The organism is Ramlibacter sp. MMS24-I3-19, assembly GCF_050320135.1.
In the GTDB taxonomy this organism is placed as follows: Bacteria; Pseudomonadota; Gammaproteobacteria; order Burkholderiales; family Burkholderiaceae_C; genus Ramlibacter.
On the sequence record NZ_CP190017.1, the window covers coordinates 1,994,689 to 2,008,696 of the forward strand.

The 14,008-nt window shown below is 67.6% G+C and carries 15 protein-coding genes; 9 read left to right on the forward strand and 6 right to left on the reverse strand.

Annotation, left to right across the window (positions count from 1 at the left end; genetic code table 11):
* Positions 1–24 precede the first annotated feature (24 nt).
* The 9 genes from ACPWT1_RS10000 to htpX all read left to right on the forward strand — a co-directional run bounded on the left by ACPWT1_RS10000 (position 25) and on the right by htpX (position 8,751).
* Positions 25–954: a LysR substrate-binding domain-containing protein gene (locus ACPWT1_RS10000; RefSeq protein WP_427915217.1), complete on the forward strand. Its 930-nt coding sequence runs from the start codon at positions 25–27 to the stop codon at positions 952–954.
* Between the two features lie 126 nt (positions 955–1,080).
* A complete protein-coding gene (locus ACPWT1_RS10005) occupies positions 1,081–2,505 on the forward strand; it encodes an aspartate ammonia-lyase (protein WP_427915218.1) in 1,425 nt (474 codons plus the stop codon).
* Positions 2,506–2,629: 124 nt separating this feature from the next.
* Positions 2,630–3,526: an amino acid ABC transporter substrate-binding protein gene (locus ACPWT1_RS10010; protein ID WP_427915219.1), complete on the forward strand. Its 897-nt coding sequence runs from the start codon at positions 2,630–2,632 to the stop codon at positions 3,524–3,526.
* A gap of 139 nt (positions 3,527–3,665) precedes the next feature.
* Positions 3,666–4,424 (forward strand): amino acid ABC transporter permease, encoded by a 759-nt coding sequence (locus ACPWT1_RS10015; RefSeq protein ID WP_427915220.1) that lies wholly within the window; start codon positions 3,666–3,668, stop codon positions 4,422–4,424.
* A gap of 1 nt (position 4,425) precedes the next feature.
* Positions 4,426–5,085, forward strand: coding sequence for an amino acid ABC transporter permease (locus ACPWT1_RS10020; RefSeq protein ID WP_427915221.1), 660 nt, complete (start codon positions 4,426–4,428; stop codon positions 5,083–5,085).
* Positions 5,086–5,235: 150 nt separating this feature from the next.
* Positions 5,236–5,973 (forward strand): amino acid ABC transporter ATP-binding protein, encoded by a 738-nt coding sequence (locus ACPWT1_RS10025; protein ID WP_427915222.1) that lies wholly within the window; start codon positions 5,236–5,238, stop codon positions 5,971–5,973.
* Between the two features lie 52 nt (positions 5,974–6,025).
* Positions 6,026–7,057: a dihydroorotase gene (gene pyrC, locus ACPWT1_RS10030; RefSeq protein WP_427915223.1), complete on the forward strand. Its 1,032-nt coding sequence runs from the start codon at positions 6,026–6,028 to the stop codon at positions 7,055–7,057.
* Entirely contained in the window at positions 7,042–7,815 is a 774-nt protein-coding gene (locus tag ACPWT1_RS10035; RefSeq protein WP_427915224.1) for a DUF3025 domain-containing protein, read from the forward strand. Before pyrC ends, ACPWT1_RS10035 begins: the two co-directional genes overlap by 16 nt.
* A gap of 60 nt (positions 7,816–7,875) precedes the next feature.
* On the forward strand, positions 7,876–8,751 hold the full coding sequence (gene htpX / locus ACPWT1_RS10040; RefSeq protein ID WP_427915225.1) for a protease HtpX: 876 nt from the start codon (positions 7,876–7,878) through the stop codon (positions 8,749–8,751).
* 52 nt (positions 8,752–8,803) lie between these two features.
* Here htpX and ACPWT1_RS10045 read toward each other — a convergent pair whose 3' ends face one another.
* From ACPWT1_RS10045 to ACPWT1_RS10070, 6 genes are read right to left on the reverse strand one after another with little or no spacing between them, the layout of a single operon-like run.
* Positions 8,804–9,610, reverse strand: coding sequence for a c-type cytochrome (locus ACPWT1_RS10045; protein ID WP_427915226.1), 807 nt, complete (start codon positions 9,608–9,610; stop codon positions 8,804–8,806).
* Positions 9,610–11,229, reverse strand: a complete 1,620-nt coding sequence (locus ACPWT1_RS10050) for a cbb3-type cytochrome c oxidase subunit I (protein WP_427915227.1) — start codon at positions 11,227–11,229, stop codon at positions 9,610–9,612. Before ACPWT1_RS10050 ends, ACPWT1_RS10045 begins: the two co-directional genes overlap by 1 nt.
* Positions 11,216–11,797 (reverse strand): cytochrome C oxidase subunit II, encoded by a 582-nt coding sequence (locus ACPWT1_RS10055; protein WP_427915228.1) that lies wholly within the window; start codon positions 11,795–11,797, stop codon positions 11,216–11,218. The genes ACPWT1_RS10050 and ACPWT1_RS10055 overlap by 14 nt, the downstream gene beginning before the upstream one ends.
* Positions 11,794–11,967: a hypothetical protein gene (locus ACPWT1_RS10060; protein ID WP_427915229.1), complete on the reverse strand. Its 174-nt coding sequence runs from the start codon at positions 11,965–11,967 to the stop codon at positions 11,794–11,796. The genes ACPWT1_RS10055 and ACPWT1_RS10060 overlap by 4 nt, the downstream gene beginning before the upstream one ends.
* Positions 11,968–11,975: 8 nt before the next feature.
* Complete coding sequence (locus ACPWT1_RS10065; protein ID WP_427915230.1) at positions 11,976–13,271, reverse strand: c-type cytochrome; 1,296 nt, start codon at positions 13,269–13,271, stop codon at positions 11,976–11,978.
* On the reverse strand, positions 13,268–14,008 hold the full coding sequence (locus tag ACPWT1_RS10070) for a c-type cytochrome (RefSeq protein WP_427915231.1): 741 nt from the start codon (positions 14,006–14,008) through the stop codon (positions 13,268–13,270). The genes ACPWT1_RS10065 and ACPWT1_RS10070 overlap by 4 nt, the downstream gene beginning before the upstream one ends.

The following is a 14,008-nucleotide window of genomic DNA, read 5'->3' on the forward strand; positions in this document are numbered from 1 at the left end:
GCAGGGCTGCGGGAATAATCGCGCATGGAAACCAAGTGGCTCGAGGATTTCGTCAGCCTGGCCGAGACGCGCAGCTTCAGCCGCTCGGCGCAACTGCGGCACGTGACGCAGCCGGCGTTCTCGCGCCGCATCCAGGCGCTGGAGGCATGGGCCGGCACCGACCTGGTGGACCGCAGCTCGTACCCGACGCGCCTGACGCCGGCTGGCGAGACGCTCTACACGCAATCCATCGAGGTGCTGCAGGCGCTGCAAAGCACGCGCGCCATGCTGCGTGGCCACTCGGCCGCGGCCCAGGACGTCATCGAGTTCGCGGTGCCGCACACGCTCGCCTTCACGTTCTTCCCGGCCTGGGTTTCCAGCCTGCGCGACAAGTTCGGCCCCATCAAGAGCCGCCTGATCGCGCTGAACGTGCATGACGCCGTGATGCGGCTGGTGGAGGGCGGCTGCGACGTGCTGATCGCCTACCACCATGCCTCGCAGCCGCTGCAGCTGGACACCGACCGCTACGAGATGGTCACGCTGGACCAGGAGCGGCTGGCGCCGTATTGCAAGGCCGATGCATCGGGCGAGCCGATGTTCCGCCTGCCCGGACGCGCGGCACACCCGCTGCCTTACCTGGGCTACGCGCCGGGCGCCTACCTCGGGCGCGTCACCGACCTGATCCTCAAGCAGTCCGGCACCGCGATCCACCTGGACCGCGTGTACGAGACCGACATGGCCGAGGGCCTGAAAGCGATGGCGCTGGAAGGCCATGGCATCGCCTTCCTGCCCGAGAGCGCGGTGAAGAAGGAAGTGCGCGCGCGCAAGCTCGTGCCGGCCTGCCCGCCGGGGCTGGTGCTGGAGATGGCGATGGACCTGCGCGCGTACCGCGAGAAGCCGTCCGGACGCGAGGCGCCCAAGGGCACGACGCAGGCCCTTTGGAGCTACCTGGCGGAGCATCCGGGCATCCGCTGAAGAGCTGGAGAGTCGCGCCGGCGCTGCATCATGCGTTTCGCGCATGGGCCCCGAACGCAAACGGCATTGGCTGGCGCGACAACGCGGGACTACAGTCCGCGCCACTTCGGCTCCATGTCCCGGACCATGCCCAACGACCATCGCATCGAACACGATTTCCTCGGCAACAAGCAGATCCCGGCGCATGCCTACTGGGGCGTGCACACGGCGCGCGCGGTGGAGAACTTCCCGATCTCCGGCACGCCGGTGTCGGCCATGCCGGAGCTGGTGCGCGCGTTCGGCTACGTGAAGAAGGCCACCGCGAAGGCCAACCTCGAACTGGGCGTGCTCGACGAGGCGCGGGCCTACGCGATCATGTTCGCCTGCGAGAAGCTGATCGCCGGCGAGTACCACGACCAGTTCGTGGTCGACGTCATCCAGGGCGGCGCGGGCACCTCGACCAACATGAACGCCAACGAGGTGATCGCCAACCTGGCGCTCGAGCGCATGGGGTTCGAGAAGGGCCGCTACGACGTGCTGCACCCGAACGACCACGTCAATGCTTCGCAGAGCACCAACGACGTGTATCCCACCGCGGTGCGCCTGTCGCTCTGGTTCGGCATCGACAACCTGCTGGATTCGATGGCGTTCCTGCGCGCGGGCTTCGAAGCCAAGGCCGAGGAATTCAAGTCGGTGCTGAAGATCGGCCGCACGCAGCTGCAGGACGCGGTCCCGATGACGCTGGGGCAGGAGTTCTCCACCTACGGCGTGATGATGGAAGAGGACGAGGAGCGGCTGCGCGAGGCGCGCGCGCTGATCCAGGAGATCAACCTCGGCGCCACGGCCATCGGCACCGGCATCAACGCGCCGCATGGCTACGCCGAACTCGCGTGCAAGCGGCTGGCCGAGGTGTCGGGCGTGCCGGTGGTGAAAGCCAAGAACCTGGTCGAGGCCACGCAGGACACCGGTGCCTTCGTGCAGATGTCCGGCGTGCTCAAGCGCGTGGCCACCAAGCTGTCCAAGACCTGCAACGACCTGCGCCTGCTGTCCAGCGGGCCGCAGGCCGGCTTCGGCGACATCAAGCTGCCGGCGCGCCAGGCCGGCTCCTCGATCATGCCGGGCAAGGTGAACCCGGTGATTCCCGAGGTGATGAACCAGGTGGCGTTCGAGGTGATCGGCAACGACATGACGGTGACCATGGCATCGGAAGCCGGGCAGCTGCAGCTCAATGCCTTCGAGCCGATCATGGGCTGGAGCCTGTACAAGAGCATCCGCCACCTCTCCAACGCCTGCCTCACGCTGCAGGCCAATTGCGTGGCCGGCATCGAGGCCAACCACGCCGTGCTGCAGAAGCGGGTGCGCGAGTCGGTGACGCTGGTGACCGCGCTGAATCCCATCATCGGCTACGAGAAGGCCGCATTGATGGCCAAGACGGCGATCGCCACCGGCGCCCCGCTGGACCAGGTGGCCGAGACCCTGGGCATCATGACGCGCGCCGACATCGAGGCCCTGCTCGTGCCCGAGCGCCTGACGCAGCCCCTGCGCCTGGACGCCAACGGCAAGGCGGCATGAACCCTGCTTGCCCGGTCCTGTGCGGCTGAGCCGTCAGCTTTTCAGGGTAATCCCCGAAGCTCACCTGTCTAGAATTTCGTTCTCAGTTTCATCCCCGCGGCTGTCGCGGACACAGGAGATTTGCATGAAGAAGGTTCTGTTGGCCGTTGCGGTGGCCGCGGCTTGCGGTGGCGTGTTCGCCCAGGCGAACGACACCATCGCCAAGGTGAAGAACTCGGGCTCCATCACGATGGGCGTGCGCGATTCCTCCGGCGCGCTGTCGTACACGCTGGGTGACGGCAAGTACGTGGGCTACCACGTGGAGCTGTGCCAGCGCATCATCGCCAACCTCGAGAAGCAGATCGGCAAGAAGGTCGAGGTCAAGTACCTGCCCGTGACCTCGCAGAACCGCGTCCCGCTGGTGGCCAACGGCACCGTCGACATCGAGTGCGGCTCCACCACCAACAACTCGGCCCGTGCCAAGGACGTCGCCTTCGCCGACACGACCTACGTCGAGGAAGTGCGCATCGCCGTGCGCGCCAACTCCGGCATCAACTCGCTGGCGCAGCTCAATGGCAAGACGGTGGCCACCACCACCGGCACCACCTCGGTCCAGCTGCTGCGCAAGAACGAGCGCGCCAAGAACGTCAACTTCAACGAAGTGTTCGGCAAGGACCACGCCGACAGCTTCCTGATGCTGGAGTCCGGCCGCGCCGACGCCTTCGTGATGGACGGCCAGATCCTGGCCGGCAACATCGCGGGCAGCAAGAACCCCGCCGACTTCAAGATCGTGGGCGAGCCGATCAGCGTCGAGCCCATCGCGATCATGCTGCGCAAGGACGATCCGGCCTTCAAGAAGCTGGCCGACGACACGCTGAAGGACCTGATGAAGTCCGGCGAGATCGCCAAGATCTACGACAAGTGGTTCGTGCAGCCGATCCCGCCCAAGGGCGCCAAGCTGAACCTGCCGGCCAGCGAGGCCACCAAGCAGACCTGGGCCAACCCGAACGACAAGCCGGTCGAGGACTACCAGAAGAAGTAATCCGGCGCCGCGCCGGAACAACAGACCCCGCCTGGCGCTTGCCGCAGGCGGGGTTTGTGCTTAAGGTCGGCCGGGCAGTCGCGACGCCGACCGCGCAAGAAGATCAACTGACGAGGGGCCCCCGGGCGGGGTGTGAACGATGGCTTGGGACTGGCAGGTTTTCTGCAGGAACACGACGGAGGCGACGCTCGAGCCTTCGTGCTGGGCGGGCCGGGGCGACCAGACCTACCTGCAATGGATGCTGAACGCGTGGGGCTGGACCCTGGCGGTCGCCGTCGCCGCGTGGTTCGTGGCGGTCATCGTCGGCGCGCTGGTGGGCACGGCGCGCACGCTGCCCAACAGCCCCTGGGTGGTGCGCTTCGCCAATGCCTGGGTCGAGCTGTTCCGCAACATCCCGATCCTGGTGCAGCTGTTCATCTGGTACTTCGTGGTGCCCAAGCTGTTCCCGGGCTTCCGGCAGGTGCCCGGCTTCCTGCTGGTGGTGTTCGCCCTCGGCTTCTTCACCTCGGCGCGCATCGCGGAGCAGGTGCGCGCCGGCGTGCAGGCGCTGCCGCGCGGCCAGCGCTACGCGGGCCTTGCCATGGGCTTCACCACGGCGCAGACCTACCGCTACGTGATCCTGCCGATGGCGTTCCGCATCATCCTGCCGCCGCTCACCAGCGAGTCGATGAACCTGCTGAAGAATTCGTCGGTGGCCTTCGCGGTGTCGATCGCCGAACTCACGATGTTCGCGATGCAGGCGCAGGAGGAAACGTCGCGCGGCATCGAGATCTACCTGGCCGTCACCGGCCTCTATGCCCTGTCGGCGTTCGCGGTGAACCGACTGTTCGCGTTCATCGAGCGCCGGGTGCAGATCCCCGGCTTCATCGTGGCCGGCGGCACGGGCGGGGGCCACTGACATGGACCTGTCGTTCTTCTCCTGGGACCTGATCAGCAAGTACGTCCTCAACGGCTTCTACTTCAGCCTGCAGCTCACTTTCATCTCCACGCTGGGCGGCATCGTCTTCGGCACGCTGCTCGCGCTGATGCGCCTCTCCGGCAGCCCCGTGCTGGCGATTCCGGCGACCGTCTACGTCAACGGCATGCGGTCGATCCCGCTGGTGATGGTGATCCTGTGGTTCTTCCTGCTCGTGCCGCTGATCATCGGCAGGCCGGTGGGCGCCGAGTACTCGGCCATCATCACCTTCATCGCCTTCGAGGCCGCGTACTTCAGCGAGATCATGCGGGCCGGCATCCAGTCCATCCCGCGCGGCCAGGTGTACGCCGGCCAGGCCATGGGCATGACCTATGCGCAGAACATGCGGCTGGTGGTGCTGCCGCAGGCGTTCCGCAACATGCTCCCTGTGCTGCTGACGCAGACCATCATCCTGTTCCAGGACACCTCGCTCGTGTACGCCATCGGCGCCTACGACCTGCTCAAGGGCTTCGTCACGGCGGGCAAGATCTACGGCCGCCCCGAGGAGTCGTACCTGCTCGCCGCGGTGGTCTACTTCCTCATCTGCGTCGCCCTGTCCGCCCTCGTCAAGCGCCTGCAGGCTCGCATCGCCATCATTCGATGACAGGCTCCCCCCGAAGCGCCTTCGGCGCCTCCCCCTCAGGGGGCGCCACCAGCGGCCCGGCAAAGCCGGTTCCGCGGTGGCCCCGCATGTCGTCTTGCGCTTGCGAGCAGCTCGCGCCTGGCTAACTCCAGTCTCTGATCGGAGAAACTGATGATTGAGATCAAGAACATCTCCAAGTGGTACGGCCCGGTGCAGGTGCTGACCGACTGCTCCGTCACCATCAACAAGGGCGACGTGGTCGTCGTGTGCGGCCCCTCGGGCTCGGGCAAGTCCACCCTGATCAAGACGGTGAACGGCCTCGAGCCGGTGCAGAAGGGCGCCATCACCGTCGACGGCGTTTCGGTGACGGACGCGAAGACCGACCTGCCGAAGCTGCGCAGCCGCGTGGGCATGGTGTTCCAGCACTTCGAGCTGTTCCCGCACCTGTCGGTGACCGAGAACCTCACCATCGCGCAGATCAAGGTGCTGGGCCGCAAGCCCGACGAGGCCAAGGCGCGCGGGCTGAAGATGCTCGACCGCGTGGGCCTGATGGCGCACAAGGACAAGTTCCCCGGCCAGCTCTCGGGCGGCCAGCAGCAGCGGGTGGCGATCGCGCGCGCGCTGTCGATGGATCCCGTGGTGATGCTGTTCGACGAACCCACCTCCGCGCTCGACCCGGAGATGGTCGGCGAGGTGCTGGACGTGATGGTCGGCCTGGCCAAGGAAGGCATGACCATGATGGTGGTCACGCACGAGATGGGCTTCGCCCGCAAGGTGGCCAACCGCGTGATCTTCATCGACGTCGGCGGCCGCATCCTGGAGGACTGCTCGAAGGAGGAGTTCTTCGGCCATCCCGAGAACCGCCAGGCGCGCACCAAGGACTTCCTGAACAAGATCCTCAGCCACTGAGCCCTGGCGCTCGCTGCGTTTGGGAGTTCTCCCGCTCTGGGACAATCGCGTGATGCTGAACGAGCTCACCATCACCCGCCCCGACGACTGGCACCTGCATGTGCGCGATGGCGCCGCGATGGCGGCCGTCGTGCCGCACAGCGCCGCGCAGTTCGGGCGCGCGATCATCATGCCCAACCTCAAGCCGCCGGTGACCACCACCGCGCTGGCCGTGGCCTATCGCGACCGCATCCGCGCCGTCGTGCCGCGCGGCACGTCGTTCGAGCCGCTGATGACCCTGTATCTCACCGACAACCTGCCGCCCGACGAGATCCGGCGCGCGAAGGAGGCCGGCGTGGTCGCGGTGAAGCTCTATCCGGCCGGCGCCACCACCAACAGCGATGCCGGCGTCACCGACATCCGCAAGACCTACCGCACGCTCGAGGCCATGCAGCGCGAGGGCCTGGTGCTGCTGGTGCACGGCGAAGTGACGGATCCCGAGGTCGACCTGTTCGACCGCGAGGCGGTGTTCATCGACCAGAAGCTGATCCCGCTGCGCAAGGACTTCCCGGGCCTGAAGATCGTGATGGAGCACATCACGACGCGCGAGGCGGCGCAGTACATCCGCGACTCCGACGCCAACACGGCTGCGACGATCACCGCGCACCACCTGCTGTACAACCGCAACGCCATCTTCCTGGGCGGCGTGCGGCCGCACTACTACTGCCTGCCGGTGCTCAAGCGCGAGACGCACCGCGTGGCGCTGGTCGAGGCGGCCACCTCCGGCAGCTCCAGGTTCTTCCTCGGCACCGACAGTGCACCGCACGCTGCGCACCTGAAGGAGCATGCGGTGGGCTGCGCCGGCTGCTACACCGCGCTGTCGGCGATGGAGCTCTATGCCGAGGCATTCGACGATGCCGGCGCGCTGGACAAGCTGGAGGGCTTCGCCAGCCTGCACGGCGCCGATTTCTACGGCCTGCCGCGCAACGCCGGCACGCTCACGCTGCGCCGCCAGGCCTGGACGCTGCCCGAGTCGGTGCCGTTCGGCGAAGCACAGCTGAAGCCGCTGCGCGCAGGCGAGGCGATGGCGTGGAAGGTGGCCTGAGCGGCCTCGACTGGTCGCAGCCCTGGTACCAGGCGTGGCGCGATCCCGGTGAGCGCGTTGAACTCGAGGTGAACCGCGGACGCAGCGTCGCGGACGCGCTTCAGCTTGCCGGTCCCGGCCCGGTCCGCTTCGTCCCCCAATCGGAACTCCCCGCCGGCGAACCCTACGAGCGGTTCATCCACACGACCGGTTGCTGCCCGACCCGCGACAACCTGCACGACTTCTTCAATGGCCTGACCTGGCTTCGCCTTCCGGCGGCCAAGCGCCGGCTGAACGAAGTGCAGGCCCATGCGTTGGCCCAGGGCAGTGCCCCGGACCGGCGCGGTCCGGTCCGCGACGCCATCACCGTCTTCGACGAGAACGGCCTGCTGCTCGACGCCCCGCAGCCGCTCTGGGACGCGCTGCTGGCGCGCGACTGGCGGCAGCTGTTCGTCGATTTGCGGCCGCTCTGGGCGCAGGCGCGGGTGCTGATCGTGGGTCATGCGCTGCTCGAGAAACTGGCCGCGCCGCGCAAGGACATGACGGCCCATGTCTGGCACGCGCCGGCGCCCCTGGACAGCGTCGAGGCCGCGGATGCCTGGCTCGCCGCGCAGTGCACGCCCGAGTGGCTGGCCGCGAAGCCGTTCACGCCGTTGCCGGTGCTGGGGCTCCCGGGGTGGTGGGCGGCCAACGAGAACTTTTCGTTCTACGATGACTCAGTGGTGTTCCGGCCGCGCAAGCCTGAGGCAGACACCGCGGCGGCACCACGACGCGCTTGAGTTCGGCTGGGGAGCCCACATCTGGCGCGCGAGCCCTTCCTGTTTTGTACGGAGCACCCGATGAAAAGAATCTTCCTGTTCCTGGCCACCAACCTCGCCGTGGTGGTGGTGCTGGGCATCGTCGCCAGCCTGCTGGGCGTCAACCGCTATCTCACGGCCAACGGCCTGAACCTCGGCGCCCTGCTGGTGTTCGCGTTCATCATGGGCTTCGGCGGCGCGATCATCTCGCTGCTGCTGTCCAAGCCGATCGCCAAGTGGAGCTCGGGGGTCCAGGTCATCGACGGCAGCGGCTCGCCCGACGAGCGCTGGATCGTCGACACCGTGCGCCGGTTCGCCGACAAGGCAGGCATCGGCATGCCGGAGGTGGGCATCTTCGAGGGCGAGCCGAATGCGTTCGCCACCGGTGCGTTCAAGAACAGCGCGCTGGTCGCGGTGTCCACGGGCCTGCTGCAGGGCATGACGCGGGAAGAGGTCGAAGCGGTGATCGGCCACGAGGTGGCGCACGTCGCCAATGGCGACATGGTCACGATGACGCTGATCCAGGGCGTGATGAACACGTTCGTCGTGTTCCTCTCGCGGGTCATCGGCTATCTCGTCGACAGCTGGCTCAGCCGCGGCGACCAGCAGCGCAGCGGACCCGGCATCGGGTACATGGTGACCACCATCGTGCTGGACATCGTGTTCGGCTTCCTCGCCGCGATCATCGTGGCCTGGTTCTCGCGCCAGCGCGAGTTCCGCGCCGACCGCGGCTCGACCCAACTCATGGGCCAGCGGCAGCCCATGATCAACGCGCTGGCCCGCCTGGGCGGCATGGTCCCCGGCGAACTGCCGCGCGGCCTGCAGTCCATGGGCATCACCTCGGGCGTGGGCAAGCTGTTCTCGTCGCACCCGCCGATCGAGGAGCGCATCGCCGCGTTGCAGGCGGCGCAGGCCTGAGGCGCAACTCGCATCGCAAGAGCCGCCTTCGGGCGGCTTCTTCGTTTTGGCCTCAGCGTCCCGCCACCGCCGCCTTGCCGGCGTAGAAGGTGGACACCTCGTCGATCTCGGCATCCGTCAAGGTGCGCGCGACGGCCCGCATCTGGCCTTCGATGTCGCTGCGGCGCCCGCCGCTGCGGAACGCACGCAGCTGCTCCACGAGGTAGACCTTGGGCATGCCTTCGATCCATGGCGCGCCGAGCTTCTGGTCGACGCCGCCGTGGCACGAGATGCAAGGCGCGATGTTGCGCAAGGGCGCGCCCACGCGCACCAGCGCGGGCAGCGACTCGTCGTACGTCGTCGGCGCCGTGCGCGCCTTGGGCAGCGAGGTGTAGTAGGCGGCGAGGTCGTCGATGTCGCGCTCGGAGAGGCTCTTCGAGATTGCCACCATGATGGGGCTCGCACGCTTGCCGGCCTTGTAGTCGCGCAGCTGCTTGATCACCACCTCGGGATACTGGCCCGCCAGGTTGGGCGCGTTCGACGTGCTCATGCCCTGCGCACCGTGGCACATGGTGCAGTTCAGGGCCAGCGTGGCGCCTCGACCCACCGAGTCCGAGCCGGCGCTGCGCACCATGCTGCGGTCCAGCGCCACCTGTGTCGCCTGGGGCGGCAGCGGTGCGGCGGCGCCGCCGACCTGCCATGCGCTGGGCACGCCCGCCGCGCGGCAGATGCTGGCCCAGAGGCCCTGTGCGGTGAAATCCTTGTGGACCGACGGCAGCCACAGGAAGCCGACCAGCAGGCACAGCACCGTCAGGGCGACGAGCATCGAAATGCTCCAGCGCACCAGCGGATTCCGCCACGAGATGCGGTACTCGTGCATCAGCGGCTCCCGATCGGGATCACCGGGACGGACGCCTCCTTGATCGAGGCGAGCTGGGCGATGGGGTAGCCGTAGTTCACCACAGTCAGGGCGATCATCATCCCGACCCACAGGCCGAGGCCGTTCAGGGCCAAGGGCGTGTGCGTGACGGGGTGTGCCGGGCGGCTGAACGTGAACGGTTCGACGGCCGCCGTGCCCCGCTTGCGCGCGGTCGCCAGGATCCAGACCAGCAGCACGCCGGAGGCCAGCAGCGTGAACCCGCCCAGCGCGGAGACCGTGACGGTCCAGGCCTGCGTGTGCAGGTCGGGATGTGTGTAGTCGTAATACGCCATGCGTCGCGGCATGCCCAGCAGGCCGACCAGGTGCCACGGCATCGACAGCACCATCATGCCCACGAACCATAGCCACACCTGCACCTTCACGAGGCCGCGCGACGGGATGCGTCCGGTCAGCTGCGGCCACAGTTCGTACGCCGCCATGAAGTACATCAGCACGATGGCGCCGGCGAAGATCAGGTGGAAGTGCCCGGTCACCCACTGCGTGTTGTGGATGGTCTCGTTCAGCTGCATGCTCATGTTGATCAGGCCCCCGGCGCCGCCGAAGCCCAGCATCACGAACGAGAAGGTGACGGCCAGCATCATCGGCTCGTCCCAGGGCAGCGCCTTCACCCAGCCGAACAGTCCGCGTCCACCGCGCAGCCGGCCGGCGATCTCGACCGAGGCGACGATGGTGAACACGGTCAGCAGCGTCGGGATGGACACCATGGCCGTCATCGCCGCATGCACGAACTTGAAGCCGACGCCCACCTGCGGGTCGGCGAACAGGTGGTGGATGCCGATCGGCATCGAGAACACCAGGAACAGCGCGAAGGCCACGCGGCCCATCGTGTCGCTGTACAGCCGTCCGCCGATGGCGCGCGGCACGATCGTGTAGAAGACGATGTACGAAGGCATCAGCCAGAAATACACGATGGCGTGCAGCGTCCAGGAGAAGAACACGCGCGCCAGGCCCGCATTGATGGTGTCGGTGAGCCCCAGCGAGGCGGGCAGGATCAGCACGATCACCTCGGTCGCGGCGCCGACCGAGGTCCAGGCCCACAGGTAGGCGCCGGCCACGTTGCCGAACATCGCCAGCGGCACGGGTACACCGGGGTTGTCCTTCTTCCAGGCGCGCAGGTTGATCGACATCAGCGCCACCCACACCCACGAGCCCACCACCACGAGGACGACGCCGAAGTAGTAGAACGGGCTGGCCAGCATCGGCGGGTAGAAGGTGTAGAGCACCGAGGCCTTGCCCAGGCCCATGGTGACCGCCGCCATCACGGTTCCCACGATCAGCAGCCAGAAGCCGGCCCAGGCCCAGCGCACGCCGATCAGCGGCCGGCGCAGCGAGAGTTCGGTGATCGCGTAGCCGAACCCCATCGCCACCAGCGTGGGCAGCACGTAGGCCATCACGGTGCCGTGCGCGGTCACCGAGCGGTAGTAGTGCTCCGGGTTGTTGATCCAGGTCCAGAGCGGGCTGCGCACGTACATCTGCCAGGCCCCGAGCACCAGCGCGCCGAGGAACGCGACGAAGGCGACCCAGAAATGGGCGAGCACGAGTTTCCTAGCGTGGAACACAGCTGAGCCTTTCTCCGCTTCGCGCCTTCGTCAGGAATTCCTCGGGCGGCAGCACCTGCACGTGCCCCCACATCGCCTCGTGGCCGGTGCCGCAGTATTCGTGGCACGGCATCAGCTGCTCGCCGGCGCGCGGGAACGAGGTGGTGAACGTCGCGACGAAGCCGGGCACCAGCATCGTGTTCGCGTTGGTGCGGCCGATCACGAAGCCGTGGATGGCATCGGTGGCGGTGCCGCGGAACGTCACCGGCATCCCGGCGGGCACGACGATGCATTGCGGGATGAACGAGTACTGCTGCGCGATCAGGCGCACGGTCACCTTGCCGTCGGGGCCCAGCGTCGTGCCCAGGTTCGACTCGACGAACTCGCCCTTCAGGTGGACCGTCCTGACGTCCACGGTCTCCACGCGCGACGGCGGCATCGACGCCCAGTGCAGGCCGGTCACGACCATCAGCAGCACCATGAAGGCGATGATCGCCACGACGATGAAGGCCCAGCGGCGTTCCGCGGCCAGCGACACGGCTTCCGAGCCGTGCGCACCGGGACCACTGGGAGGCAGCGTCGCGCTCACTGCACGGCCCCGCGCGGCAGGTAGACCACCAGGTAGAAGAGGACATAGAGCACGACCACGATGGCGGTCGCCACGCCGGCGACGGCGAAGGCGCCCGACGGTCCGCGGCCGACGATCTCGTCGACCTGCCGGTCGTCACCATCGCCGGGTGAGGAAGGAGTCTCGGTCATGGCTGGCTTCATTCGGGCAGCAGCTTGCGCAGCTCGTTCGCCTGGCTCGGCGCCACCGGTGTGCCGCTGTTGCCCCAGGCAACACGGATGTAGGTGACCACAGCGGCCACCTCTTCGTCGTTCAGGATGTGGCTGAACGGCGGCATGCCATGCGGGCGTGCGTTCTTGCGCGTGCCGGGCGGATAACCGCCGTTCAGCACCATGCGGATCGCATTGACGGGCGAGGACATGGTGATCGACTGGTTGCCCGCGAGCGGCGGATAGGCAGGCGCATGGCCCTTGCCCTCGTCGCCGTGGCACATCGAGCACTGCGCTGCATAGACCTTGCGGCCGGTCTCCATCACCTGCGGTTGCACCATGCGGGCCTGGCTGGTCGGCGGCGGCTCCGAGTCGCGCTGCGGCAGCGCCTTCAGGTACACGGCCATGGCACGCACGTCGTCGTCGCTGAGGTACTGCAGGCTGTTGTAGACCACCTCGGCCATCGGCCCGTAAGTGGTGCCGCGGTGCGAGACGCCCACCTGCAGCAGGTCGGCGATGTCCTGGATCTCCCAGTTGCCCAGCCCCGCCTCGCGGTTGGAGGTGAGCGAGGGCGCGTACCAGTTCTGGTTGGGAATCATCCCGCCCTCGAACGCCTTCGATTCGCTGGAACCGCCGAGCGCGTTGATCGCCGTGTGGCACATCGCGCAGTGGCCCAGGCCCTGCACGAGATAGGCCCCGCGGTTCCAGTCCGCGGACTGCTTCGGGTTGGGCTGGTATTCGCCTTCCTTGAAGTACAGCGTGCGCCAGCCGATCAGGAGGTCGCGATTGTTGAAGGGAAACTTCAGCTCGTGCGGATGGTTGGGCTGCTTCACGGGCGTCACCGACATCAGGTACGCGTAGATCGCATCGGAGTCGGCTCGCGTGACCTTGGTGTACGAGGCGAACGGCATCGCCGGGTAGAGCAGGGTGCCGTCGCGCGAAACGCCCGTGTGCAGCATCCGGTAGAACTCGTCGGAGGTCCACTTGCCGATGCCGGTCTCGTCGTCGGGCGTGATATTGGGAACCCAGAGCGCGCCGAACGGTGTGGGCATGGGCCGTCCACCGGCGAACGCCTTGCCGTTCGGGGCCGTGTGGCACGCGACGCAGTCGCCGGCCCGCGCGAGGTATTCGCCGCGCGTGATCACCTGGGTCGTGGCGTTCGGCGCCGCCGCGTTGGGATTGCTGGGCAGCATGCCCGGATGCATCCAGTACACGACGCCCGCCGCGATCAAGGCGAGGACGACGACTGCCAGGAGCATCCGCAGCGCCAGCCGTGCGCGCGTCATCGCTGGCTCCCGCAAGCGAACGGCATGCGCACCAGGTTCGACGACTCGGGCGACGGGTTCCTGGGCGGTGCTTGCTGCGAGAGCCACGCAGCCACCGCAGTGATGTCAGTGTCGGCCAGGCGGGTCGCAATGCGCTTCATGCAATCGGGCTCGGCCGCGTGCCGCTCGCCCACGCGCCAACGGGTCAGCTGCGCGACGATGTAGGTGGGACGCAGGCCCACCAGGCCCGGGATGCCCGGCTCCATGCCGGTGAGGCCGGCACCATGGCACGCGGAACATGCGGGGACGCCGCGCTGCGGATCGCCGGCGGTCACCAGGGTCTTGCCGCGCGCCAGCGTGGCCGCATCGGCAGTGGCGGTTTCCTTGGCCGCGAAGGGTGGACGCTGCCTGGCGAAGTGCTCCGCGATCTCGCGCAGGTAGCTGTCCGGCAGGTACGCCACCAGGTAGTTCATCGGCGGATAGCGCCGGGTGCCGTCACGGAAGGCGACCAGCTGGTTGTACAGGTATCCCGCCGGCTTGCCCGCAATGCGCGGGAAGTAGCCGTTGCTGGTGCCTTGGCCGCTCTGGCCGTGGCAGGTGACGCAGCCCTGCACGCGCGCCTCGATCGAGTCCACGTCCTTGAAGGACGGCACGGCGTCGTTCTGCGCGCGCGCGAACCCGCACGCGGCCATTGCCGCGAGCAGCAGGGCCACTTTCAGCGGATGAGATGGACCGCGTGGATCTCGGTGCAGCCGCAT

Coding starts and splice junctions, on each gene's coding strand:
- ACPWT1_RS10000 (WP_427915217.1), top strand. CDS start 25: ATGGAAACCAAGTGGCTCGAGGATTTCGTCAGCCTGGCCGAGACGCGC.
- ACPWT1_RS10005 (WP_427915218.1), top strand. CDS start 1,081: ATGCCCAACGACCATCGCATCGAACACGATTTCCTCGGCAACAAGCAG.
- ACPWT1_RS10010 (WP_427915219.1), top strand. CDS start 2,630: ATGAAGAAGGTTCTGTTGGCCGTTGCGGTGGCCGCGGCTTGCGGTGGC.
- ACPWT1_RS10015 (WP_427915220.1), top strand. CDS start 3,666: ATGGCTTGGGACTGGCAGGTTTTCTGCAGGAACACGACGGAGGCGACG.
- ACPWT1_RS10020 (WP_427915221.1), top strand. CDS start 4,426: ATGGACCTGTCGTTCTTCTCCTGGGACCTGATCAGCAAGTACGTCCTC.
- ACPWT1_RS10025 (WP_427915222.1), top strand. CDS start 5,236: ATGATTGAGATCAAGAACATCTCCAAGTGGTACGGCCCGGTGCAGGTG.
- pyrC (WP_427915223.1), top strand. CDS start 6,026: ATGCTGAACGAGCTCACCATCACCCGCCCCGACGACTGGCACCTGCAT.
- htpX (WP_427915225.1), top strand. CDS start 7,876: ATGAAAAGAATCTTCCTGTTCCTGGCCACCAACCTCGCCGTGGTGGTG.
- ACPWT1_RS10045 (WP_427915226.1), bottom strand. CDS start 9,610: ATGCACGAGTACCGCATCTCGTGGCGGAATCCGCTGGTGCGCTGGAGC.
- ACPWT1_RS10060 (WP_427915229.1), bottom strand. CDS start 11,967: ATGACCGAGACTCCTTCCTCACCCGGCGATGGTGACGACCGGCAGGTC.
- ACPWT1_RS10065 (WP_427915230.1), bottom strand. CDS start 13,271: ATGACGCGCGCACGGCTGGCGCTGCGGATGCTCCTGGCAGTCGTCGTC.
- ACPWT1_RS10070 (WP_427915231.1), bottom strand. CDS start 14,008: ATGCGGCTGCACCGAGATCCACGCGGTCCATCTCATCCGCTGAAAGTG.